At 59.6% G+C, this 24,303-nt stretch carries 17 protein-coding genes; 7 read left to right on the top strand and 10 right to left on the bottom strand.

What is annotated here, in order from left to right:
* The first annotated feature begins 10 nt into the window (after window positions 1-10).
* Entirely contained in the window at window positions 11-775 is a 765-nt protein-coding gene (locus ORG26_RS22190) for a glucosamine-6-phosphate deaminase (RefSeq protein WP_266365764.1), read from the top strand.
* A 9-nt stretch (window positions 776-784) separates the two neighbouring features.
* Here ORG26_RS22190 and ORG26_RS22185 read toward each other — a convergent pair whose 3' ends face one another.
* A complete protein-coding gene (locus tag ORG26_RS22185; RefSeq protein WP_266365763.1) occupies window positions 785-1,537 on the bottom strand; it encodes a hypothetical protein in 753 nt (250 codons plus the stop codon).
* A gap of 37 nt (window positions 1,538-1,574) precedes the next feature.
* Window positions 1,575-3,242: a M28 family metallopeptidase gene (locus tag ORG26_RS22180; RefSeq protein ID WP_266365761.1), complete on the bottom strand. Its 1,668-nt coding sequence runs from the start codon at window positions 3,240-3,242 to the stop codon at window positions 1,575-1,577.
* A 365-nt stretch (window positions 3,243-3,607) separates the two neighbouring features.
* Here ORG26_RS22180 and ORG26_RS22175 point away from each other — a divergent pair, with 365 nt between their 5' ends.
* Both ORG26_RS22175 and ORG26_RS22170 read left to right on the top strand, forming a co-directional pair.
* Window positions 3,608-6,265: a PAS domain-containing sensor histidine kinase gene (locus tag ORG26_RS22175; protein WP_266365759.1), complete on the top strand. Its 2,658-nt coding sequence runs from the start codon at window positions 3,608-3,610 to the stop codon at window positions 6,263-6,265.
* Between the two features lie 111 nt (window positions 6,266-6,376).
* Window positions 6,377-7,939, top strand: coding sequence for a carboxylesterase/lipase family protein (locus ORG26_RS22170; protein ID WP_266365757.1), 1,563 nt, complete (start codon window positions 6,377-6,379; stop codon window positions 7,937-7,939).
* Window positions 7,940-8,026: 87 nt separating this feature from the next.
* Here ORG26_RS22170 and ygiD read toward each other — a convergent pair whose 3' ends face one another.
* Entirely contained in the window at window positions 8,027-8,866 is an 840-nt protein-coding gene (gene ygiD / locus ORG26_RS22165) for a 4,5-DOPA-extradiol-dioxygenase (RefSeq protein WP_266365755.1), read from the bottom strand.
* A 303-nt stretch (window positions 8,867-9,169) separates the two neighbouring features.
* Between ygiD and ORG26_RS22160 the strand changes: the two genes are divergently transcribed.
* Window positions 9,170-10,006, top strand: coding sequence for a glycosyltransferase family 2 protein (locus tag ORG26_RS22160; RefSeq protein ID WP_266365753.1), 837 nt, complete (start codon window positions 9,170-9,172; stop codon window positions 10,004-10,006).
* A 9-nt stretch (window positions 10,007-10,015) separates the two neighbouring features.
* On the opposite strand, the gene ORG26_RS22155 is transcribed toward ORG26_RS22160, so the two are convergent.
* Entirely contained in the window at window positions 10,016-10,945 is a 930-nt protein-coding gene (locus ORG26_RS22155; RefSeq protein WP_266365752.1) for a sugar phosphate isomerase/epimerase family protein, read from the bottom strand.
* A 211-nt stretch (window positions 10,946-11,156) separates the two neighbouring features.
* Between ORG26_RS22155 and ORG26_RS22150 the strand changes: the two genes are divergently transcribed.
* Entirely contained in the window at window positions 11,157-12,764 is a 1,608-nt protein-coding gene (locus ORG26_RS22150) for a carboxylesterase/lipase family protein (RefSeq protein ID WP_407704835.1), read from the top strand.
* Window positions 12,765-12,962: 198 nt separating this feature from the next.
* Here the strand turns inward: ORG26_RS22150 and ORG26_RS22145 are convergent, their stop codons facing one another.
* The 3 genes from ORG26_RS22145 to ORG26_RS22135 form a co-directional block, all read right to left on the bottom strand.
* On the bottom strand, window positions 12,963-14,402 hold the full coding sequence (locus tag ORG26_RS22145) for a RagB/SusD family nutrient uptake outer membrane protein (RefSeq protein WP_266365748.1): 1,440 nt from the start codon (window positions 14,400-14,402) through the stop codon (window positions 12,963-12,965).
* A 104-nt stretch (window positions 14,403-14,506) separates the two neighbouring features.
* Complete coding sequence (locus ORG26_RS22140; RefSeq protein WP_266365747.1) at window positions 14,507-17,602, bottom strand: SusC/RagA family TonB-linked outer membrane protein; 3,096 nt, start codon at window positions 17,600-17,602, stop codon at window positions 14,507-14,509.
* A 153-nt stretch (window positions 17,603-17,755) separates the two neighbouring features.
* On the bottom strand, window positions 17,756-18,940 hold the full coding sequence (locus ORG26_RS22135; protein ID WP_266365745.1) for a glycoside hydrolase family 88 protein: 1,185 nt from the start codon (window positions 18,938-18,940) through the stop codon (window positions 17,756-17,758).
* 353 nt (window positions 18,941-19,293) lie between these two features.
* On the opposite strand from ORG26_RS22135, the gene ORG26_RS22130 reads away from it, so the two are divergent.
* Window positions 19,294-20,316, top strand: a complete 1,023-nt coding sequence (locus ORG26_RS22130; RefSeq protein WP_266365743.1) for a LacI family DNA-binding transcriptional regulator — start codon at window positions 19,294-19,296, stop codon at window positions 20,314-20,316.
* A 47-nt stretch (window positions 20,317-20,363) separates the two neighbouring features.
* On the opposite strand, the gene ORG26_RS22125 is transcribed toward ORG26_RS22130, so the two are convergent.
* On the bottom strand, window positions 20,364-20,804 hold the full coding sequence (locus tag ORG26_RS22125) for a hypothetical protein (protein WP_266365741.1): 441 nt from the start codon (window positions 20,802-20,804) through the stop codon (window positions 20,364-20,366).
* 9 nt (window positions 20,805-20,813) lie between these two features.
* On the bottom strand, window positions 20,814-22,484 hold the full coding sequence (locus ORG26_RS22120; RefSeq protein ID WP_266365739.1) for a hypothetical protein: 1,671 nt from the start codon (window positions 22,482-22,484) through the stop codon (window positions 20,814-20,816).
* A 220-nt stretch (window positions 22,485-22,704) separates the two neighbouring features.
* On the opposite strand from ORG26_RS22120, the gene ORG26_RS22115 reads away from it, so the two are divergent.
* The gene (locus ORG26_RS22115) at window positions 22,705-22,974 is read left to right on the top strand and encodes a LysR family transcriptional regulator (protein WP_266365737.1); all 270 of its coding nucleotides are present in this window, start codon (window positions 22,705-22,707) and stop codon (window positions 22,972-22,974) included.
* 84 nt (window positions 22,975-23,058) lie between these two features.
* On the opposite strand, the gene kbl is transcribed toward ORG26_RS22115, so the two are convergent.
* Window positions 23,059-24,267 (bottom strand): glycine C-acetyltransferase, encoded by a 1,209-nt coding sequence (gene kbl / locus ORG26_RS22110; RefSeq protein WP_266365735.1) that lies wholly within the window; start codon window positions 24,265-24,267, stop codon window positions 23,059-23,061.
* Window positions 24,268-24,303: the final 36 nt, after the last annotated feature.

Below are 24,303 nucleotides of genomic sequence, written 5' to 3'. Positions count from 1 at the left end.
CCGCTTTGCCATGACCCTTCAACCCCATCCCGACCTGCTCCTCGTTCGTCGGTTCGAAAACCGGAAACTGCTGGGCCAACAGGCCGCCGAGCTGGCCGCCGCCCGGATGCGCGCCCTGTTGGCCGGACAGGAAAGCATTTCGATGATTTTTGCCGCTGCGCCCTCGCAGGACGAATTTCTGGCGGCTCTCTGTGAACAACCCGGCATCGACTGGAGCCGGGTCATTGCCTTTCACATGGACGAGTACGTGGGTCTGCCGGAAGAGGCCCCGCAGCGGTTCGGCAATTTCCTGAAAACCCGCCTCTTCGACCGGGTGCCTTTCCGGGCGGTCCATTATCTGAACGGCAACGCCCCGGATGCCGCCGCCGAATGCCAGCGGTACAGCGGGTTGCTGCGCCGCCATCCCGCCGATATGGTCTGCATGGGCATTGGCGAAAACTGCCATATCGCCTTCAACGACCCCCACGTGGCGGACTTCCACGACCCGCACCTCGTCAAAGTGGTCGATCTGGACACCGCCTGTCGGCAGCAGCAGGTCAACGACGGCTGTTTTGCCACGTTTGAAGCCGTTCCGACCCACGCGCTGACCCTGACGATTCCAGCGCTGGTGCAGGCTCCGGCCATTTTCTGCATGGTTCCGGGTATTCACAAGGCCCCGGCAGTCTACCACACCCTGCACGACGAGATCACCGAGCGTTACCCGTCCACCATCCTGCGCCGCCATCCGAACGCCGTTTTATTCATTGATAACGACAGCGCCTCCCGGCTGACGTAGAGTCCGGTTCTACGCCACCCGCACCGCCAGCACGTTGATCAGGGCGTTGACGACCAGCGCCAGCGCAAAGGCCAGCGCCACGGAGAAAACGGGCAGCAGAAACGCCTGTAGGGCCAGAAACGTGGTGAAGCCCAGCAGCCCGAGCACCAGCCCCCGCAGCGTGGTGATGGTGCCGTTGCTGCCCTGTAAAGTATGGGAGAAAATGGCCAGAATGGAGGTCAGAATGGGGAAAGGCGTCAGGATGCCGCTCCAGGTTGGCCCCAGCACGCCCGCCAGCCCCGTAATCAGGAGGGTGAACAGCGTTGCCACCAGCATCCGGATGGGAATGTCGAACGGCAGTCGGCGGGCTTTGATGGGTTCGGGGCCCGGTTTGGGAAAATAGCGCAGCGTCAGCAGCACGCTGCCCATCACGACGCCATAGCTGACGCCCAGCGAGAGCGTCAGCGAATTGAAGAAAAGGGCCGTGAGCGTGTAGATGCCGTACGAAATCAGCAGCGTCGGCAGCCAACTCCATTTTCGGGAGAAGGTTGAATAGGAAAAACAGAAACTCAGCAGGGCCAGAATCCCCGTCATAATGCCCGGAATGGCCCGGATGCCGAACGCTTTTCCCTGCTCCAGAATAAAAAAGATCAGGATCGGTCCGGCAATCCAGGGCATGCTGCCGATTAGGCCCCCGATCTGGTTGCCCCAGCGGCGAATCGCCAGCGTCACCAGCGCAATCACCGAAGGCATGAGGGTAATCTTGAGCAGAAAAATAGTCATAATTGCATCCGGGCGGCATTTCGGCGGAAAAACCGCCTTATTTGACGGCCGCTTTTGTTCCAAATTTAGTTCCGAAAAAGTCCCCGACATTCCAGACCGGGCGCTCGTCGGCCTGGGCCGTCAGGTAGCCGATCAGAAACTGGAGCTGCACGTGCCGGGCCGCGGCGTTCCAGTCGAACGGCTGGTTCATGTCGTCCTGCGGCGTGTGGTAGGTCGTCGCCCGCCAGTCGAGGTTGAGCTTGGTCCCGTCGCGGCTGTCGCCGGTCGTCGAGCCGCTTTTGATGTAAATCGCCGGAATGCCCTGCCGGACAAAGCTGAAGTGGTCCGAGCGCATGAACACGGCCTGCTCCGGAATGGGGTCTTTGGCAATGGCCACCCCGACGAATTTGGCGGCCGCTTCCACGGCTCCTTTCATGCTGGAATGTTCCGAACCGTAGGGCACAATATCCAGCAGCGGATGGAAGAAGAACGGCATGTCGAGGCAAAGGTTAGCCACGATCTTCTCTTTGGGTACGGTCGGGTTGCTGGCGAAATAATCCGAACCGAGCAGCCCCAGTTCCTCCGCCGTCACGGCCACCAGCACGATCGACCGCCGGGGTTTCTTCGGCAGGGACGCGTACAGCCGGGCCGTTTCGAGGTTGATAGCCACCCCGGAGGCGTTGTCGTGCGCGCCGTTGTTGATAGAATCGCCTTTGACCGGACGGGTAATGCCGAGGTGGTCGAGGTGCGACACGTAAACGACGTACTCGCTTTTGAGTTTCGGGTCGGTTCCGGGCAGCATCCCGACGACGTTCTGGCCCACCAGCCCATCGGTCAGTTCGGTCTGGGTGCGGGCGCGCACCGACACGTTGAGCGGAAATGCCTGCGGTTTGCTCTGGTTGGCGGCCACGCGGGCCTCCTCGAAGGTGGTGGGCGCTTTGTCGAACAGGGCGCGGGCCGTGGAGTCGCCCAGCGAAGCCAGTACTTTCAGCTGCGGGAACGTGCGTTGCACCCCGCCTTTCGGGTCGGTCCAGCGGTAGATGGCCTGGCGGTTGCGCGGCGCGTTGGACTCGATGCGCGCCCGGACATCGGTGGGCAGGCTGAAGGTGATGAGGCCGACGGCGCCGTGGGCTGCGGCCACTTCCTGCTTGGCCGAACCCGAGTACGCCCGCTGGTTGGACGGAAACGTTGCCGGAGCGCCGTTGAAACAGGCCACAATCTTGCCTTTTACGTCGATGCCGGCATAATCGTCGTACCCCAGTTCCGGGGCCGAGACACCGAAGCCGACAAACACCACCGGCGCGGACGCTTCGCTGACGGCTTCGTTGAACTGCGGACTCAGGAAGAAATTTTTCCCGTAAACGAGCGGATACTCCCGGCCATCGCGGACCAGCGTCATCGTACTGGCGGCCTCCCGCACCTGCGCTTTTCGCAGCGGAACGGCCTGACGGTAGGTGCCGCGCTCGCCCATCGGCTGGTAGCCGAGGTTTTTCAGTTGGTCTTCGACGTAGCGGGCCGCCAGGTCGAAGCCCGGAGTGCCCGGTTTCCGGCCCGCCAGTTTATCATCGGAAAGGTACCGCATGTGCGCTTCCACGGCGGCGGGGCGAACGCTGCGGGCGGCTTTCTGGGCTTCGGACGGAATGGAAACCGGCGTTTGGGCACAGGCGCTGGCATAGGCGGACACCGCCAGCAGGAAAATTCCGGCTCTGGTTGGTAAGACTGACATGCTAAAGGGAGTTGTTGATAAAATGCCCTTTCGGGGCATCCGGCGGGAAATATACCGCTAATTCTCCTGGTTTGCACACGTCCGGGAAAGCCGCGCAGAACTGCCGGAAAGCGCTTTGTAAGTAATAAGACCTATCTGACAAGTCGGCTACGACCGTCTGAACCGAGCCGAAATTTTACCGATTGCGCCGGTAAATAAAAAGATAAGGCATTTTTTTAAAACCTGCCGAATCGCCAATAGGAGTAAATTGATAGTTTTACGGCTTAAAGTAAACTGAGTGCTTCTACTTAAGCCGCCTGTCTCTCCGGGATGGGTCTGACGTAAAGCGCTCCGTTTGCGACCCTTACCCGATCTCTTTTCCGGACATGATTACCGACTCATTACCTGCTCTCCATGAGATAGTCCACTTATCATTCGACGGGGTGGCGACTCTGCGCTGTATCCGGAATGAGCAGGGTGAGGTTACGGCTTTTCGTCTGGTCCAGCTCAACACCATCGCGACCCGGGACTGTGACCCGGCGTTTGACGACCTGCCGGGCAAAACGCTGGCGGAAATTCTTGGTTCCGGCGAAATACCGGAGCCCCCGCTCCTGCAGGAATGCTGCCTGCATGTGGTGGAAAAAAGGGTGAGCATCCGGCTGGTGAAAAGTTTCCGGTTTGCCGGCCGGGCCGAGGCCATGCACTACGACCTCGTGATTACGCCCGATGGCGACGGCGTTATTTTAACCTACAATGACATCACCGAAAGGCGCAAAGCCGAGCAGCAGCGCATCCGGTTTATCCAGAGCCTCTTCAACACGGTTTCCTGCGGACTGATCTACAGCCAGCCCATCCGCGACCGGCAGGGACAGATCATCGATTTTCAGGTCAGGGAGTGCAACGATTCGGTTTGCCAGATGGTGCGCATTCCCCGGCGGCGGATGCTGGAGGAAACGATGCTCACCAGCGACCCCCGGGGCAAGGAAAGCGGCATTTTTTATCGCTGGGTAACCGCCCTGGAAACGGGAGAGCCCCAGAACTTTCAGTTTTACTTCGAAGCGGCGGATGTCTGGTTCGAGCAGACCCTGACGCCGCTGGAAGAAGGGGTGGTCGCCTCGTACACCGACATTACGCACCTCAAAAAAGTCGAAAAAGAGCAGGCCGAAGAACAAACCCGGCTGCGGCTGATCCTGGACAACAGCTTCACGGCTTTTGGACTCTGCCGCATCATCCGGAATGACCAGAAACAGCCCGTTGACCTCCTGATCGACACCGTCAACCGGGTAGCCGAAGAACTCGTGGGCCTGCCCGCCGCCGACCTCATCGGCCGGCTGCTCAGCGAACGGTTCCCCGGCCTGATGGGGATGATTCTGTGGCCGTCGCTGCTGGAACTGGCCGCCAACGGAGAGCCGTTTCTGTGGGAAGACATCTACCTGCCTACGGTTGACCGCTGGATCAACATCGGCGGCAAACGGGAAGGCGATTTTGTCGTTCTGAACGCCGGCGAAACCACCGCGATCCGAACGGCCGAAAACCAGCGCACCCGCGAAACCAAACGACTGGAGGCCGTGGTCAACCACTCCCTGACGGCCATGTGTCATCTGGCCCCCATCCGGGACGAGAGCGGGCAGATCACCGATTTCCGGTTTACCTTTCTGAACGATCTGCATTCCAGCACGCTGGGGCGCCCGGCCGCGGAACTCATCGGGCAACCACTGCTCCGGAGTTACCCGGGTATCGTGGACAACGGCGTCTTCGACCGGCTCGTCCAAACGGTGGAGTCCGGAAAGAAACAGCGTTTTCTGATTCATTATCAGGGCGAAAACCTGAACATGTGGGCCGACACCCAGTTGATGCCGATGGACGAGGGCGTCCTGATGAGTTACATCAACGTATCTGACCTGAAAGAAGCGGAGGAAGTTTCCCAGCAGCAGGCCGTGCTCCTGAAAGGCATTCTGGAAGCCACTCCCAACGCCATCGTCGTCGCCCGGGCGACGACGGACGAAAACGGCACTATCCAGGACCTGCAATACGTCACCACCAACGGCGTCGCCCGAGACTGGATGGAGGTCGGCGACCAGCTCCTGACGGGACAAAAGACTTCGCAGGTTTTTCCTCTTGCCGATTTCCAGCAGCAGTTCGAGGCCATGACCCGGGTGCTGCAATCCGGCGAACTGCTCACGGAAGAACAGCAGTGGGGCCCCCGGACGGTTCAGGTGATGATCGGGCCGTGGAACGGCGACGGGCTGATCATGACGGCCACGGACATCACCCAGTCGTTCCAATACCGGCAGCAGCTCGAAACGGCCAACCGCGAACTGCACCTGACCAACGAAAATCTCCAGTCGTTTGCCTACATCGCCTCCCATGACCTGCAGGAGCCGCTGCGCAAAATTCAGTCGTTCGGCGATTTGCTGTCCCGAGACTACAGCCCGGCGCTGGGCGATACAGGCTCGGACCTGATCCGACGGATGCAGTCGGCCGCGGGCCGGATGTCGCTGCTGATCAGAGACATTCTTTCCTATTCCCGCCTTTCGACCCACCGGCAGACCTTCCGCGAGGTGTCGCTGCAAACCGTTATGACGCAGGTTCTCAAAGAGCTTGAGCCGGTCATCAAAACGACGCAGCCGCAGTTGACCATTGAGGAGCCGCTTCCCGTGCTGAAGGGCGACATGAGCCAGCTTCAACTGCTGTTCCTGAATCTGCTGGGCAATGCGTTGAAGTTCACCCTTCCGGACACGCCGGTTCGGGTCCACGTCGCCGCCCGGCAGGTGACGGCCGCGGAGGTACCTGATTTTACCGGCCTGAATCCCGCCGCCAGTTACTACGAAATCGCCGTTTCCGACACGGGCATCGGGTTCGATGAGAAGCACATTGTCCGCATTTTTGGACTTTTCCAGCGCCTTCACGGCAAAACCCAGTATCCGGGCACCGGCATCGGGCTGGCGCTCTGCAAGCGCATCGTGGACTTTCACGGCGGGACGATTACCGCCCGGAGCCAGCCGGGCCAGGGGGCTACTTTCCTGGTTTACCTGCCCGCCTGAACGGGAAAGAACCCGCTTTGGTCCGAAGCCGCAAAATGCCCCGGCATCCTCCAAGTAACCTTTCGGTCCCGGCGGCTTTGTGGGGATAGAACCAACCCGTTCGCTCCCCGTATGAACGTTTTCCCGCGTCCGCTTGCCGTAATCGGCCTTTTTCTGGGACTGCTTGCCCTGACCCTCCCCCCGACCGAAACCCCGCCTGTCCGGGTGACGGGAGGGCTGATTTCGGGAACGGTCAACCGGGAAGGCGACGTGCGGATTTACCGCGGCATTCCGTTTGCCGCCCCGCCGGTCGGCGAACTGCGCTGGAAAGCACCGCAGCCCGTCCGGCCCTGGACGGGCGTTCGCCGTTGTGAAGCGTTCGGGCCCAGCCCGGTGCAGGGCGTTCCGAATCCGTTTGGCCCGTGGAGCGCCGAATACCTCATTCCCAAAGAACCCATCAGCGAAGATTGTCTGTATCTGAACGTCTGGACCGCCGCGCGCCCCGTTTCCGCAAAGTCCCTGCGGCCGGTGCTGGTCTGGATTTATGGCGGCGGCTTCAGCAGCGGCGGCAGCGCCGTGCCCATCTACGACGGAGAGGCGATGGCCCGCAAAGGCGTGGTGTTCGTCAGCCTCAATTACCGGGTCGGGCCGTTCGGGTTTCTGGCCCATCCGGCGTTGTCGGCCGAATCGGGCCGGAACGTATCGGGGAATTACGGGCTGCTGGACCAGATTGCGGCGCTGCAATGGGTGAAGCAGAACATCGCCCAGCTGGGCGGCGACCCCGGTCAGGTGACCATCGCCGGGCAGTCGGCGGGTTCAACCAGCGTCAATTGCCTGGTGGCTTCACCGCTGGCGCGAAACCTCTTCAACAAGGCCATTGCCCAGAGCGGAGCCATTTTTACCCGCACACTGCCCACTCTCCGGCAGGCTGAAGAAGCCGGGATGCAGTTTATGAAAACCGTGGGCGCCTCGTCCATCGCCGAACTCAGAGCCAAACCGGCGGCGGAAATTCAGCAAAAGTCGGAGGGCGGGAACGCCCCCATTGTCGATGGGTACCTGCTGCCGGCGTCCATCGCCCGGATTTTTGCCGACCGCAAACAGAATCCGGTCGCGCTGATGACCGGCTGGAATGAAGACGAAGGACTGAACGGAACGCCCAAAAGCGCCGCCGACTTCCGGGCGCAGCTGGAAAAGCAATACGGACCGGAATCCCAAAATCTGTTGAAGCATTACCCGGCCGGAGACGACACGGAAGCCGCCCGTTCGCAGCGGAATTACGGCCGAGATTACGCCTTTGGTGTGAAGAATTACGCCTGGGCCACGCTGCAAAGCCAGCAGGGCCAGCCCGTTTACGTGTACCGCTTCACCCGAAAGCTGCCCGCCACGGGCCAGTACGCCCATTACGGCGCGTTTCATACCGGCGAAGTGGCGTATGCCTACGACAACCTCCGGTACATCGACCGGCAGCTCCGCCCGCTGAACGAAACCGATGCCGAACTGGCCCGGCAGATGTCCGCTTACTGGGCCAATTTTATCAAAACCGGCAATCCCAACGGAAAAGGGCTGCCCCCCTGGCCCGCTTACTCCGTTCAGAAAAAACAGATCGCCGAACTCGGTGACCGCACCGGCCCCCGAACCCTCCCCGACGGCGAAGCCCTCGATTTTCTGTACTCCCTGCTGAAAAGGAATGATTGAATGTTGAATGATAGAATGATTGATTGGCTCCGCAGCGCCTGAATTGGCGGAGCTAATCAATCATTCAACATTCAATCAATCAACCCTTTAGCCCAACCTGACGGACGTCATCGTCAGCGAGCCGGCTACGGCTTTGTCGTTGAAGAATACCGGCTCGTCTTCTTTTTGCTGGAGGCCGAGGGCGTACAGCAGCGGGTAATAGTGGTCCGGGGTGGGAATGGCCAGTTGGGAGGCGGGGTGCAGCCGTTCGTAGTCGATCAGGGCGGCGTGGTCGCCCGACAGGATTTTCTCTTTGAAAAGCTCGTTCATTTCCAGCGCCCAGTCGAACCCGAACTCCCGGTTGATGTCGGCCATGCTCCGGATGCTCATCATGCGGAGGTTGTGCACCATATTGCCGCTCGCCAGAATCAGGACGCCTTTCTGCCGCAGGGCCGACAGTTCCCGGACCAGTTCGTAGTGATACCGGGGCGGTTTGTAATAATCGATGCTGAGTTGGAGGGTCGGAATGCTGGCGTCAGGGTACATCTGCCGGACAATCGACCAGGCCCCGTGGTCGAGGCCCCAGTCGTGGTTCAGACCCACGTTTGTGGATTGAATCAGGGCGGCCGCCTCCCGCGCCAGCGCCGGACTACCGGGGGCCGGGTATTGCACTTCGAAAAGCTCCCGCGAAAATCCGCCGAAATCGTGAATCGTCGGTGGCTGTTCCATCGCCGTGATGTGCGTGCCTTTGGTCAGCCAGTGCGCCGAAACGATCAGCACCGCCTTGGGAACCGGAATCTCCCGGGCCATCTGCCGCCAGCGCCGGCTGAATTCGTTATCCTCGATGGCATTGGTCGGCGAACCGTGACCGACGAACAGAACCGGCATCCGCTGGTCCTGGCGGCTTAGGTCGTCCGTAAAGCGTCTGAAATCGGATAAAGTAGTCATAAAGGCATCCGTCCAAATTTAATGTACCTACATCTATTTGCCAAACGTCCGAAACCGGAAAGTCGTTCCACCGGGCTTGTATCCGAAATTATACTCAATTCATTTTGACGGCTTTAAGCGGCGCTCAAAATACATGAAATCCCTGTCCTATTTTTAATTATTCCGGGATTTGGTGTTTTGACATCGACTCAAAGCAACGTTTCGGCGACACTTTGGACCGTTTCATCGATATATGGTGCATTCTTCTCAACATTTTGGCAAATAGCAGCGTATCCCTTCATAAACGTAGCTATTCTATCCGCCATGTCTTCTACAAAGCTTCCGCTCTCGGTAGTGATAATTACCCGTAATGCCGAACGAACCCTGCTGCAAACCCTGATGTCGGTCATGGACTGGGCCGACGAGATTGTACTGGTGGATTCGGGCAGCACCGACGAGACCGTTTCCATCGCGCAGATGTTCGGCTGCCGGGTCCTGCACCGCAAATTTGACGGCTACGGCACCCAGAAAGGCTATGCCGTAGACCAGGCCACGCACGACTGGGTTCTGCTGCTGGATGCCGATGAAGTGCCCGACATGGACATGCAGAGCGCAATCCGCCGGGTGATGCAGTCGTCGCCGGACCCGCGGCAGGCCTACAGTCTTCCGCGCAGCCTTGTGTTCATGGGGCGGACCTTCCGGCACAGCGGCGAACATCGTCGGCCCGTGCTGCGGCTCTTCAACCGGTGCTACGGCCACGTCAGCGCCGATCTGGTCCACGAACAGGTGAAAATCTCCGGGACCGTCACCCCGCTCGACGGGACGCTCCTGCACTACAGTTACGCCTCCCTGCACGATTATATTGAGAAAATGAACCGCTACACGTCCCTGAGCGCCGAATCCGCGCTGGCGAAGGCCGTTCATGCGGGTTCGCCGCGGCGGGCCGTTTTCCGGGCCGACAGCCTGGTGATGGCCATGCGTTTTCTGACCCGGTTCACCAAAATCTACGTGCTCAAAAGCGGGTTTCTGGACGGCCTGCCGGGCATGGTGTGGGCGCTGCTGTCGGCCATTTATCCGGTGGTCAAGCACACTAAAGAGTACGAAAAAACGCACCACCTCGACAAGCCGCTCCGGCCCTCGGCGATTCTGGGCCTCAGGTAGAAACCGGCCTCAGGCCAGCGGAATCTTTGCCTCACCCGCCCGGCGCATGACGTAGGCGCGGGCTTCGTCGTATTCTTCGGGCGTTCGCAGATGCTCAAGCATCAGAGGCACCTCCCGGCCCAGCGAGGTCACGTTCCGGATGTAGGCGAGGTAATCCAGACTGCCCCGCCCCGGTGCGGTTTCGGCAAAATGAACGTCCTTCCCGTGTACATCCTTGGCGTGGGCCGACACGATCCAGCGGCCCAGTTTCCGGAACGTCTCGTTGATGAGCGCTGTATTGTCGTAAAAACGCTGGGGCGTGTTGATGATGTTGGCAATATCAACATGCACGCCAAAACCCGGCCGGTCGATGGCCCTGACGAACCGGAGGTACGCGTCGGGCCCGTCGGGAAGGCTCCAGCCCATCATTTCCAGCGCAAATTTTGTCCGTTTGGGCTTCACCGCGTCGATTACCTTGCGGCAGTTTTCGACGGTGGCGTCGAAGAAGTCCGTACTCAGGTTCCGCGGGTCGGGGCCGTCCCAGCGGGTGGGGTTGTAGGAGCCGGCAATGTCAACGCAGACCAGCGCGCCGAGTTCTTCGGCCAGAGCCAGCCGTCGGGTCACGTAGTCGAGGTTCTGCCGCCGTTTCGCCGCATCGGCGTCCAGCATATTCACCCAGGCACCCACTTCGGCCAGCAGCACATCCGCGGCGGCGTAGGCTTTCCGGATGGCCGTCAGCCGGGCGGCATCGTTCAGGTCGGCCTCGGGCGCGTAGGCGGCGCTGTACCCCAGTCGGCGGTGTTCGCGGGCCAGCGCCTCGGGGTCGTCGGTTTTCAGAAAAACAGGGCCGCCGAGCCGCAGCTTCGTGGCTTTCGGCTCGGCAAGGACCGGTCGGGTCAGCAGGGCGGCTCCGGCCAGAGCGGTACCGGACAGGAACGAACGGCGGGACAGGAAAGCCATTGGACGATGCGGTTGAGGATTCTTCACCTTGTCTTTTCTCCGAAAAAAGACGCTTCTGATTCCGGTTTACTGTCGGCCGGATTTGTTGCCGGACAAGGGCCAATCCGACTTTTCTTTTCAAACAATGTATTACCTTGCAATTTTCCCCAATAAAATTGATTGAATCCCTTTTATTACAGGCATGAGAACCTCTTTATTCCTTTTTTCCTGCATGACGCTCGGGCTGTCGGCGCTGGTTTACGGACAAAATGAGAAGTCGGCTCCCCGCGTCCGGACGGCCAACGGTACGGTGGAGGGCGTGGTGGAAGCCAGCGGCGTCCGTTCGTTCAAAGGCATTCCGTTTGCCGCCCCGCCCGTGGGCGAACTCCGCTGGCGGGAGCCTCAGCCCGTCCAGAACTGGACCGGCGTGCGCAAGGCCGATAAGTTCGGGCCGCGGGCCATGCAGCGGCCGGTCTTCGGCGACATGAATTTCCGCTCCAACGGCATGAGCGAGGACTGCCTTTACCTGAACGTCTGGACGCCCGCCCAAACCGGGAAAGAAAAGCTGCCCGTACTGGTGTACTTCTACGGCGGCGGTTTCATTGCCGGTGACGGCTCCGAACCGCGCTACGACGGCGAGAGCATGGCCCGCCGGGGCATCGTGGCCCTGACGGTCAATTACCGCCTGAATGTCTTTGGTTTCATGTCTCATCCTGAACTGACGAAGGAATCGCCCCACAAGGCGTCGGGCAATTACGGCCTGCTCGACCAGGCGGCGGCCCTGCGCTGGGTGCAGCAGAACATTGCGGCTTTTGGCGGCGACCCCAAACGCGTCACGATTGCGGGCGAATCGGCCGGATCGGTGTCGGTGAGTGCGCAGATGGTTTCCCCGCTGTCGAAGAACCTGATTGCCGGGGCCATCGGCGAAAGCGGCTCGCTGCTGGGAACGCTCTCCCCGACCCCGCTGAACAAGGCCGAAGAGGCCGGAACCCAGTTTGCCACGATGCTCGGCGCGAAAAGCCTCGCGGATTTGCGGGCCATCCCGGCCGACAAGCTGCTGGAAGCGACCGCCCAGCCCGCCACGCCGCGGTTCAGCACCGTTCTGGACGGCTATTTTCTGCCTAAACCGGCCCTCGCCGTGTTTGAAGCCGGTGAGCAGTCGCGCGTACCGCTGCTGGTGGGCTGGAACTCGGAAGAGTCCGGTTTCAGAAGTATTCTGGGAAAAGATGAGCCGACGCCGGAAAATTACGCCAAAGCTGTTCAGCGCGTGTATGGAGAAAACGCCGCTGAGGTCCTGAAGCTGTATCCGGCTACGACGAACGAGGAAGTGATGGACGCCGCTATGGCGCTGGCTGGTGACCGCTTCATCGGTTTCAGCACCTGGAAATGGGCCGATATGCACCGGAAGACGTCCGGAAAGCCGGTCTTCCGTTATTTCTACACCCGTCCCCGTCCGGATATGGTTCCGGAGATGGGCAACGCGTCGGCGGGGCTGGCGGGCGGCGTTGTCCGCAACAACGACCCGAACGCGCCCAAGGCTCCAAGAAGCCGGGGAGCCGTTCACTCAGCCGAAATCGAATACGCGATGGGCAATCTGGCGACCAACAAGGTCTACGCCTGGACGCCGGAAGATTACAAGGTTTCGGAACTGATGCAGAGTTATTTCGCCAACTTCGTCAAGAACGGCGCCCCCAACGGTCCGGGGCTTCCCTCCTGGCCTGCCGCCAGCGCCGGGAATGCGGTGCCGTTCATGCGCATCGACGTTCAGCCCAAACTGGAAACCGAAACAGAAAACCTCCGCGGCCGGTACCAGTTTCTGGGTAGTCAGATACTGAAATGAATGTTGAAGGTTGAATGTTGATGGGTTGAATGACTGATAGGTTGAATAATTGATAGATTGAATAGAAACTCGCCTGCGAATGCTTGATACAGTTTAAATTCTGCATCAAACGATGGCCAGACACTCCTAATCAGTCATTCAATCATTCAACCTATCAATCACCCAACCCATCAACATTCAAAATTCAACCTTCAATTTTTAGTATCCCTTGTTCTGCTCCAGGTTCGGGTTGAGGTCGATTTCGCGTTGCGGAATCGGGAACAGGTTGTGTTTTTCCTCCACGTTCGTTTTGCCTTTGGCTTTCAGTACGCTCACCAGCCGGCCCGTGCGCACCAGATCAAACCAGCGCTGGCCTTCGGCGTTGAACTCCCAGCGACGCTCGTCGTAGAGCCGCTGCCGGAAACCTTCCTTGCCCAGAGCCGCCGTGAAATCGACCGATGAGGGCGCATTCAGCGCGAAGCCGAACGCCCGCCGACGAATCGGATTCGCCGCGTTGAGGGCCTCCGCCGTGGGGCCGTTCAGTTCGTTGTCCGCTTCGGCAAACATCAGCAGCACATCGGCGTACCGGATGATCGGGAAGTTGTTGTTGGCATCGCCAAACGCCCGTGCCGACGGGTCCTGGTACTTGTTGAAGTGCTGGAAGGTGTTGACCGTTTTTCCGGCTCCGTCCACGTACGAATTGATGAACAGTTCGCGGCGCTTGTCGGTCGGGGCGAAGCTTTCGTACAGTTCGGTCGTCGGGTAGAACGAGCCGAATCCGCGGCCCGTCACGGGCGAGTTTTCCGGGGCAAAATACGTCACCATGCCGCTGCCCTGGCCGGTGCCCTGGCCGACAAACTGAATCTCGAACACCGACTCCCGACCGTTTTTGTTGGCAATGGCGAAGACATCCGCGTACCGGTCGAACAGGCCGTAGCCGTATTTGGCGGCATTGTCGATCACCTCCTTCGCCTTGGTCCGGGTGTTGGCAAAATCCCGGCGCTGGAGGTACACTTTGGCCAGCATCGCTTTCGCCGCTCCGGCGGTTGCCCGGCCCAGATCAGCGCCCGTATACCGGTCCGGCAGCGACGTCTCGGCATCGGTCAGATCCTTGATAATCTGCGCGTACACTTCATCCGCCGTCGCGCGCTTCACGTCGCGGCCGTCGTTGAGCGACTTGGTTTCGGACAGCATCAGGGGCACACCGCCGTACCAGCGAACGAGGTAGAAATAGTAGAACGCCCGCATGAATTTCGACTCACCGATGAGCCGTTTTTTCAGCGTTTCATCCATCTGTACGCCCGGAATCCGCTCGATGGCCGTGTTGGCCCGGTTGACGCCCTGGTACAGAATCTGCCACGACTGGGAGATGAGTCCGTTGGTCGGCGTCGTCTGGAAACTCCAGATCTGAATCCGGTCGGCGTTGTTGAGCAGCAGGTTCATGTCGTCGGACGGAATGTCGCCCATGATGATGAAGTTGCGGCTCTGGTCACCGACCTGGTTGGCCACGTCGTACACCGAGTTAACGGCCGCCACGGCATCGCCCGCGCTGGTATAGAAGTTCACCGGAGCAAGGGCGGAAGGCGGCGTTTCTTCCAGCGAACAGGCCGTCAGACTCAGCGCCAGCAGGGAAGAATATAAAATATGGGATGTTTTCATGAGTTGATTTTCAATTTATGGTTTAGAGTTCAGGGTTTATGGTTCGCTGCGCAGTCCGTGTCCGTTTTTCGATAGCCTCCACAAACCCTAAACGTTAAACGTTTTTACAGACCCAGCACCAGACCACCGAGGAAAATCCGGCTACCGGGGTAGCTGCCGTAGTCGGTACCCTGGCTGAGGGTGTTCTGACCGTAGCGGTTCACCTCGGGGTCGAAGCCCGTGTAGTTGGTGAACGTGAGCAGGTTCTGCGCGCTGACGTACACTTTCACGTTGTTGAGTTTCGCCCGCTTGGTCAAGGCCTGGGGCAGCGTGTACGACAGGTTTACGTTCTTCACCCGCAGGTACGAGCCGTCTTCAATCTGCCGGTCCGAAATCACGTAGGCGTTCCCCACGGCGTTGGCGCGCGGCATGGTCGTGCTCGGGTTGGTCGGCGTCCAGCGGTCCAGTACCCGGCGCGACTGGTTGCTCACGCCCGTCAGCGACTCCAGTTCAAAGCGGTTGATGTTGAAGATGCTGTTGCCGGAAGTACCCTGCATGAACACCATCAGTTCGAAGCCTTTATACGAGAACGTGTTGGTCAGACCACCGAAAAACTTCGGCTGGGCGTACCCCAGAATGACGCGGTCGCTCTGGTTGATGGCCCCGTTGCCGTCCTGGTCGATGTACCGAATGTCGCCCGGTTTGGCCGTTTTCTGGGCCGAAGCGTCCACTTCCGCCTGGTTCTGGAAAATACCGTTCGACTTCAGACCGTAGAACAGACCGATCTGCTCGCCCACGCGCACCAGTCCGGAGTTCGGCAGCTGGAGGTGACCGCTCGATTCGCCCGCCGGGAATTCGCGCTGGTTGCCCAGGTCCAGGACCTTGTTCCGGTTGCCCGCGATGTTGAACGAAGTCGTCCAGCGGAAAGCGCCCGTCGTGTTGGTCGAGTTGATGCCCAGTTCGACGCCCCGGTTGCGGATGCTGCCCAGGTTTTGCAGGGCCGAGGCATAACCCGACACGAACGGCAGCGGCACCGACAGCAGCAGGTCGGTCGTCTTCTTCTCGTACACGTCCGCTGTTACCGAAATGCGGTTGTTCCACAGGCCGACGTCAATTCCGATGTTGGCCTGGGCGGTCGTTTCCCAGCGCAGGTCCGGGTTGGCTACCCGCGTGGGTCCAATTCCGATGGCTACCGTGTTGTTGAAGTTGGCGTTCTGCGTGCCCAGCGTCGCCAGCGACTGGTACTGACCAATCTCCTGGTTACCGCTCAGACCGTAGCTCAGGCGGAGTTTCAGGTCGTTGATGACCGGGTTAGCCTTCAGGAAGCTTTCTTCCGAAATACGCCACGCGAACGAACCCGAGGGGAAGACGGCCCACTTGTTGCCCGCTCCAAACCGCGACGAGCCGTCAGCCCGGACGGTGGCCGTCACGAGGTACTTCCCGTTATAGTCGTAGTTGGCCCGGCCGATGTACGAATTCAGCTGCCAGTCCGAAGCCGACGAGGTCGGAATCAGCGGCGTCGAAGCGCCACCCAGGTTGTTGAACGTCAGGATATCGTTGGCATACCCCTGCGCCGAAGCCCGCACACTCTCGAAGCGGTTGCCCTGCATCGTGTAACCGGCCAGCAGCGTCAGGTTATGCACCGTGTTGAAGCTTTTGACGTAAGTCAGGGTGTTCTCGTTCAGCCAGTTCGACGACTGGTTGTTCTGAATGGCGCCCTGTCCGCCCAGCTGCGCACCGGAGGCCGTCAGCCGGGAGATGTAAAAGCTGTTTTTGCTGTAGTTCAGATCCGTACCGAAGCTCGTGCGGAACGACAGGCCGGGCAGGATTTTGTAATCCACAAACACGTTCCCCAGTAAACGCGTCCCCACGGTCTGGTTCGAGGTGCCCAGCGCCTGTGCCACCGGCGAACCAATCTGGATGCGGCCCGGCGTGTTGAAGACCACCAGCGAACCGTCCGGGTTGTAGACCGGCTGGGTCGGCGAGAAGTTCAGGGCGGCGTAGACCACCGAAGCCCCGTTTCCGCCGTCGGCGTCGGTCGGTACGGCGAAGGTCCGGGTGCGGACGATGTTCAGGTTCGTCCCGAGACTGACTTTGTCATTCAGTTTGTGGTCGAAATTGAACCGCAGCGAACCCCGGTCAAATTTGGAATTGATGATGATCCCCTGCTGGTCGAAGTAGTTGCCCGAAATGGCGTAGCGCGTCTTGTCGTTGCCGCCCGAGGCCGTCAGCTGGTAGTTCTGCATGGGCGCCTGGCGGAAGATCTCGTTCTGCCAGTTGGTGCCTTCGCCGAACGTCGCCAGCTGCGCATCGGTGAAGACCACCGGCCGCCCGGCATTGACCTGCGCTTCGTTCACCAGCTGGGCGTACTCCCGGGCGTTCAGCATCGGAATCTGCTTCCGGACGTTCTGGATGCCGTAATACGTTTCCAGTTCGATACGGTTCTGGCCTGATTTTCCGCGTTTGGTCGTGATAAGGACTACCCCGTTAGCACCCCGCGAACCGTAAATGGCCGTGGCGGAGGCGTCTTTCAGGATTTCCATCGACTCAATATCGTTGGGGTTCAGGTTCGGGCCGTTTTCGTTATAGACCGGAAAGCCGTCGATGACGTACAGCGGCTCGTTGCCGGCGTTGATGGAGTTACCCCCCCGCACGCGGATCGATACGCCGCCGCCCGGCGCGTTGGAAGCCTGGGTCACAAACACCCCGGCCGCCCGGCCCTGCAGCGCCTGTCCGACGCCCGTGATCGGCGTGGCCCGGATTTCCTTGGCCGATACCGACGACAGCGAGCCGGTAATATCACTCTTGCGCTGGGTGCCGTAACCGACCACCACCACTTCGTTCAGGTTCTGCTCGTCCGACACCAGTTTAACATCGAACGACTGGCGGTTGCCCACCGTGATTTCCTGATTGGCATAGCCGATATAGCTGAAAACCAGGACGGCTTCGGGTCCCGGCACCACTAGTTGGAAACGCCCGGTATTGTCGGTGGACGTTCCCCGGGTCGTGCCTTTCAGCGACACACTCACTCCCGGCAGGGCCTCCCCTTTTTCGTCGGTCACCCGGCCGCTCACCGTTTGTTCGGCCGTAGCGATCAGCACTGATTTTTCCGGGCGTGCCAGCGACAGTCCGGGCATCATCAGGGCTACCAGCAGCGCCGAGCCGCACACGAACCGGCCCAGCCCCGGTTTGGAAACACCGGAGTATTCGTTTGTACTCATGGAAGGTAAAGGTAATTGATTGAAAATAAAGTCATTAGTTCGTTCCTTGTCCGAAGGATGCCGGGCGCTGGAGGGTTGGCGCTGGAGACAGATCAGTGTCTAGTGTCTACTGTCCAGTGTCAAACGTCCCCTATCCAGCATCACCCGGGCACCTTACGATTTCAGCGCCGTTTTTTTACGCAGTCCATCGTACCGCAGCAGGGCTTCCAGGTAATAATAATCCGCGTAAATCAGCGGCGTATCGACTTCGCTTTTGGCCGGTTTGTGGCCGACGCTGTGCTTCAGGATAAAGTTGTTGTTTTCGCCCGGAGCCGCTTTGTAGGTCGGTGACGACAGGCTTTGCAGCATCTGTTCGGCCGCTTTGAAGTAAGTCTTCGACGCGCCGCCGTACGTGCTCAGTTCGAGCAGGGCCGACGCCATGATGGCTCCCGCCGAGGCATCCCGCTCTTCGCCCGGCCGGTCGAAATCCCAGTACGGAATCTTGTCGGCGGGCAGGTTTTTGTGCTTCAGGATGAAGTCCGCAATGCGGCGGGCAAAGTTCAGGTACTTTTTATCCTTCGTTTCGCGGTACATGACCACATAACCGTACAGACCCCAGGCCTGTCCGCGTGCCCAGGCCGACTCGTCGGCGGCGCCCTGGTGCGTGCGCTGGGCCAGCACCTTGCCGCCATCGCCGTAACAAACGACGTGGTAGCTGCTCATGTCGGGGCGGTAGTGGTACTTCATCGTGCTGTCGGCATGCGACAGGCAAAGGTTATAGAGCGTCTTGTCGCCGGATTCGCGGGCGGCCCAGAACAGGAACTCCAGGTTCATCATGTTGTCGATGATGACCGGGTATTCGTAGCGCTTGCCCGCCCCGTCCTTGTACCCGTCCCACGACTTAATGACGCCGTAGTCCGGGCGGAAACGGGTAGCCAGCGACTTGGCACCGGTCAGCATTATCGGACGGTAAGCCGGATTCTTGGTGAGCCGGTAGCCGTTGCCCAGCGGGCAGTAGAGCATAAAGCCGAGGTCATGCGTACGGGTGTTGGCCTGCTCTTTCTGAACAGCCATTGACCAGCGGTGGGCCGCCTCCCGGAAGCGGGCATCGCCCGTCCGTTCGAAGATATACCAGAGAGAACCGCCGAAAAATCCGCTGCACCACCAGGACGACGGCATCAGCCGGAGTTTGCCGTCGGGCAGCGTCGACTGCGGGAAGCGGGTTGTATCCGGCAGGGACCGCAGCATGGCCTCGTACTGCTTTGCCGCAGAAGCAAATTCAGCATCGACATTGATGGCCTTCTGCGCCGAAACAGCCTGGGCGACAAACAGCAGAACAAACAGGAAACCGTGTTTCATTGGGTAAGGACTTGATTAGAAAAATACAATTTGATTCAGGGGTTGCATCCTTATGTAATTTACTCCCTACAGGTACCGGACAGGACCCCGGTTGCCAATAGTTCTTTGAAGCTACAGGGCATATGCCCCCTGAGCAAGCTTTTTTTGTGCTAATTCAAGAAATAGTTCGAAAATTTTTCCGCAATCGCTACCGCAAGCGTTTGCATGAAGGTTTGTAGATTCAATAAATATTACTTTTTTTCCTATAATTGTGACAACTTCCAAAACAGGCCAGAACAACACTGACCCAGGCACAGAACTTTCACAAACGGTTCCTTTCCGGAAAAAATGAAAACAGGCTCTTACCCCTACTCATGAAAAATACTCCCGTCCGCATCAAGGATATTGCTCAGTCTCTGAACATCTCTATTTCGACCGTCTCCCGGGCGCTGCGTGGCATGCCGGAAATTCATCCGGACACGCGCAGGGCCGTCATGCAGCTGGCCGAAGAAATGGATTACCAGCCCAACCAGCTGGCTACCAGCCTGGCCAAGAGCCGGACGCGCACGATCGGGGTGATTGTTCCGAATCTGAGTTACTATTACTTCTCGGCGATGCTTAACAGCATCGAGGATGCGGCCCTTCAGGCGGGCTATAGCGTGCTGGTTTGTCAGACAAACGAATCGTCGCTGCGGGAGGTGACGCAGATTCAGAACCTGCTGCGCAGCCAGGTGGAAGGCATCATTATTTCGCTCTCGCGGGATACCGACAACTACCAGCATGTCGAGCGCCTGACCCGACGGAATTTCCCGCTGGTGCTGTTTGACCGGTATGCGGACGACATTCCGGCCTCAAAGGTGATCGTCGATAACCACGAAGCGGCCTTTAAGGCGACCGAGCACCTGATTGAACAGGGCTGCCGCCGCATTGGCTTTCTGGCCGGACCGCCGCAGCTGCTGCTCAGCAACCGCCGCATTGCCGGGTATCAGGATGCGCTGCGAAAACACGGCCTCCCGGTCGAGAATCACCATATTTTCCATTGCGATTACACGCAGGAAAACACGATCATGCAGACGCTGGCGCTGATGAGCCTCCCCCAGCCGCTGGACGGCCTGCTGACCATCAGCGACCGGATCGCCTATCCGGCTTTGTACGTAATGAAACAGAGGGGGTTACGGATTCCGGAAGATCTGGCGGTGGTGAGTTTCAACAACGAACCCGTTTCGGCCTACCTCTCCCCTTCGCTGTCCAGTGTGAGTCAGCCGATTCAGGAAATGGGGCTCGAAACCGTCCGGCTGCTGCTGGCCCACCTGGAATCCGGCGACGAAGCGGTGCCGGTGGAGACGAAAGTGATGCCGACGAAGCTGATCGTCCGCGAGTCGTCGCTGCGACGGTAAACGGTCAAAAAAAAGGGCTGTGCCGTGCACAGCCCTCCCCGATGGCCTCAGGGCAACCGGGCGCACCTTTTTCGAAGCCCGTCCAGCACCGGCACGAAGAACTTTTTGTCGGCCCCGCTGGTGCCCCGGCCTTCGTTATGCGTTTGCAGAATGAACGGCTGTTCGTCGGCGTTGATGACCCGGATGATCGTGGCGACGCTCACCACAATTCGCCCTTCATCGTAAGTGGCATCGAAAAGATACGGCCCATTGTACTGCATGTTTTCGCCCATGTTGGTCTGGTTCTGCCCTTTCGTAGCCCGGACCCGCGCCATAGCGGCATTCTCCTCGATAATCTTATACCCGTTCTGCCGCAGCAGCCGGGTACACTCCTCTACAAACTGCTCCTTGCTCAGGTTGCAGGTGAGCGTCATGGGCCGGGGACGGGTATTGATGCATCCCGAACCCAGCAGAACCAAAAACAGGGCGGTGATCAGACGAAGTTGCATGGCTCGTTTTCAGAAAAAGATAAAAAACTGGGTGATCACTTCCGACTTGCGGTCCGCCACGCGCATGCCGCCGAGCCCTTCCTGTCCGGGCACTTCGTTGGTAGCGGCCGAATAAATGGGGCGGGGCCGGTAATGAACGGTGATTTTGGCGTTGTGCCCCGCCAGCAGCCAGTTGATCCCGCCTTCCAGGAGGTTGTGAGGCTGATTCAGGCGTTCGAAATTGGCCCGGCTGTAGGACACGTACGGCTGAAACTGCCCGAACGTCTGCGTCCAGGCCCGGGGAAACATATAGCCTGCCTGGATGTGAAAGACGCGGCCGGTGCCCCAGGTCGGATAGGCATTGCCCGCCCCGTTGAACGCCTGCGGCTGTGAGCCCGGCTGGGTGGCGGCACTGGCTAGGTTCATCGTACCGGCGTTCCGGACGTAATTGGGCCCGTAGTCGAACCAGTAATGCGCGGCATACGCCGTCAGGGCCGAGCGCTGGGCGCCTTCCGGACCGAAGGGCAGGTCCAGAAAACTGTCGATGGCAAAATGGCGCATGGCCGTGCGGGCGGTATCCACGTTGGCCAGTTGCAGGGCGATCCGCTGGTTTTCGGGCAAACCGGCAAAACCCGTGATGGCCGCCGGATAACGCCCCGCCTGGAGCTCGGCCGTTTGCTGGGCATTGAGCGAAACGCTGGCAGGAATCGTCGGCGCGGCGGTCCGGGGCGTCCGGTGCCACATGGCCTCCGGCTGGATCATGAACCCGGCCCCGACGTTAAACACCTTTTTTGTGCCCAGGTACGACCCGACCATAAACGGCAGCGTCTGGCTTTCCTGTTCGAAGAAATCGTAGGTGGCGTACAACTGGTACAGCGGTTTGTTGAGCGTCCGCGAGTTGTACTGCGAAATGTTGTAGGCATTCGGCAGGGCCGTCAGTCCGGCTGCCCAGCCCGCGCCCCGCCCGGCGAGGGTGGTCATCGGCGACGCTCCGGTGCGTTGGGCCAGGGTGTAGGGCGTTGTCCAGCCCGTGGCCGCTTCCGGAATGGTAAAGGGCTTGGAGAGAATGGCCCGGTAGCTCAGCTTACCGATTTCCCCTTTGGCGTACACCCCAAACGTCCGGGCAAACTGGTCGTTGGCATCCAGCAGCGCCCAGCCATACAGCGGCGAATCAAAGGTCATGAAATTCAGCGTGGCGGCGCTGGAAAGCCGGGAAAGTCCCGACCAGGTCAGCAGTCCCGCCCCGAACGAAAAGGCCCGGCTGGCCTTGAACTCCGTCCAGGCGTCGTGGACAAACACGGCCTGCCTTTTGCCGTCCGTGACGCCGTCGGGCCCGGTGAGCAGCCCGCCCCCGCCCGTGTTGAAGGTCTGGTTGTTGGCCCCGATAATCCAGAAGACCAGGATTCGGGGAGTCAGCTGGCCGTGCATCAGGATGCGGCTCCGGCGAATTCCCACGTCCCAGGTTTCGGCCACGTTGTTGTTGCCGGCGATGCTGGTGCCGGGGTTCTGCTGCTGCCAGCGCAGCCAGATCTGCGACCACATCAGGAGGCGAATAAAGCTGGTACTGTCCTTGTTCAGGTAAAGACGTAAGCCGTTTTTGTAATTGGAACCCGCCCAATATCCCTGGGCAAAAGCCAGTTGACTACTTAAGGCGGTGGTCAGCAGGACGGTGAGTCCCAGCATACGTAGTTTGTGCTGCATAGGTACAAGACTTGGCAAGGGTTAGGTATGTATTCCACAAAAGCTGGCACAAACCTTATAAACCTACGGCATCTTGTCAAATAGATACTATCAATAATGCAAGTATTACTACCTAATTTTAACGACTTCTATAGTATTTTAGCAATTTTTATCTGTCTTAATCCGCTATTCTTCCCCAAACCTGAGTTAATTTGATCCATTCTTTCGACCTTATCGTCTCATGCTGTTGCGTCAATTGGAGTACATTGTGGCCGTGGACAACGAACGGAGCTTTACGAAAGCCGCAGACAACTGCTGCGTGACTCAGCCGACCCTAAGCCAGCAGATCCGGGTGCTGGAAGAACATCTCAGGGTAGAAATTTTCGACCGGAGCCGCACCCCCATTGAGCCGACGCAGCGGGGCCGTCTGATCATCGAAAAGGCCCGGCTGGTGGTGAGCGAAGCGCGGCAGCTGGAGCGGTTTGCCCGCGAACTGGCGGACTGCGCGTAAACAAAAAAGCGGACGGGCGATCCCGGCGTCTGAAACGCCGCGCTCACCCATCCGCCCCGGTTTGGTCTTTCCGGCAGAACGGCCTTACGCCTCGGCCATTTCGCCGGACTTGATAACGCCCAGTTCGCGGCCCACTTTGGTGAACGCCGCCACGGCGCGCTCCAGATGCTCCGGCTCGTGACCGGCCGAAATCTGCACCCGGATGCGGGCTTTGCCCTGGGGCACCACGGGATAGAAGAAGCCGATAACGTAAATGCCCTCCTGCAGCAGCCGCGCGGCAAACTCCTGCGCCAGCGGGGCGTCGTAGAGCATGATCGGCACAATCGGGTGTTCGCCCGGCAGGATGTCGAAGCCGACGGCGGTCATGGCCTCGCGGAAGTAACGGGTGTTGGCTTCCAGCTTGTCGCGCAGGGCCGTCGAGCCTTCCAGCAGGTCCAGCACTTTCAGCGACGCGCCGACGATGGCCGGAGCGAGCGTATTGGAGAACAGATACGGCCGCGAACGCTGGCGCAGCAGTTCCACAATCTCTTTCCGGGCCGCCGTGAAGCCGCCGGAGGCTCCGCCCAGCGCCTTGCCGTAGGTGCCCGTGATGATGTCGATGCGGCCGAAAACGCCCTTGTGTTCGGGCGTCCCGCGGCCTGTTTTTCCCATGAACCCGCTGGCGTGACATTCGTCCACCATCACCATCGCTTCGTAGCGGTCGGCGAGGTCACAGATTTTGTCGAGCTGGGCGATGGTGCCGTCCATCGAGAACACGCCGTCCGTCACGATCAGGATGCGGCGGCTCCCTTTGGCCGCTTCCAGCTGGGCTTCCAGATCGGCCATGTCGTTATGCTTGTAGCGGAAACGTTTGGCTTTGCAGAGCCGGATTCCGTCGATAATCGAGGCGTGGTTGAGTTCGTCGGAAATGATGGCGTCCTGCTCGTTCAGCAACGGCTCGAACACGCCCCCGTTGGCGTCGAACGCCGCGGCGTACAGAATGCAGTCTTCCGCCCCGACGAACTCCGCCGTCCGGCGTTCCAGTTCCTTATGAATGTCCTGCGTCCCGCAGATAAAGCGGACCGACGACATACCGAATCCGTGGGTGTCGAGCGTCCGGCGGGCGGCTTCCACCACCTCGGGATGCGACGACAGGCCCAGGTAATTGTTGGCGCAGAAGTTCAGCACCTCCCGGCCGTCGACAATGCCGATCACGGAGGACTGGGGAGTGACAATAATGCGCTCGGCCTTATACAGCCCGGCGTCCCTGATAGCGTCCAGTTCCTGCTGGAGTTGGTTTTTTATAGCGTACATATATCTAGGTTATAAGGTTTAAAGTTTAAGGTTTAA

The organism is Tellurirhabdus rosea (genome assembly GCF_026278345.1).
Lineage (GTDB): Bacteria > Bacteroidota > Bacteroidia > Cytophagales > Spirosomataceae > Tellurirhabdus > Tellurirhabdus rosea.
This window is presented reverse-complemented; position numbering and strand designations above follow the sequence as displayed.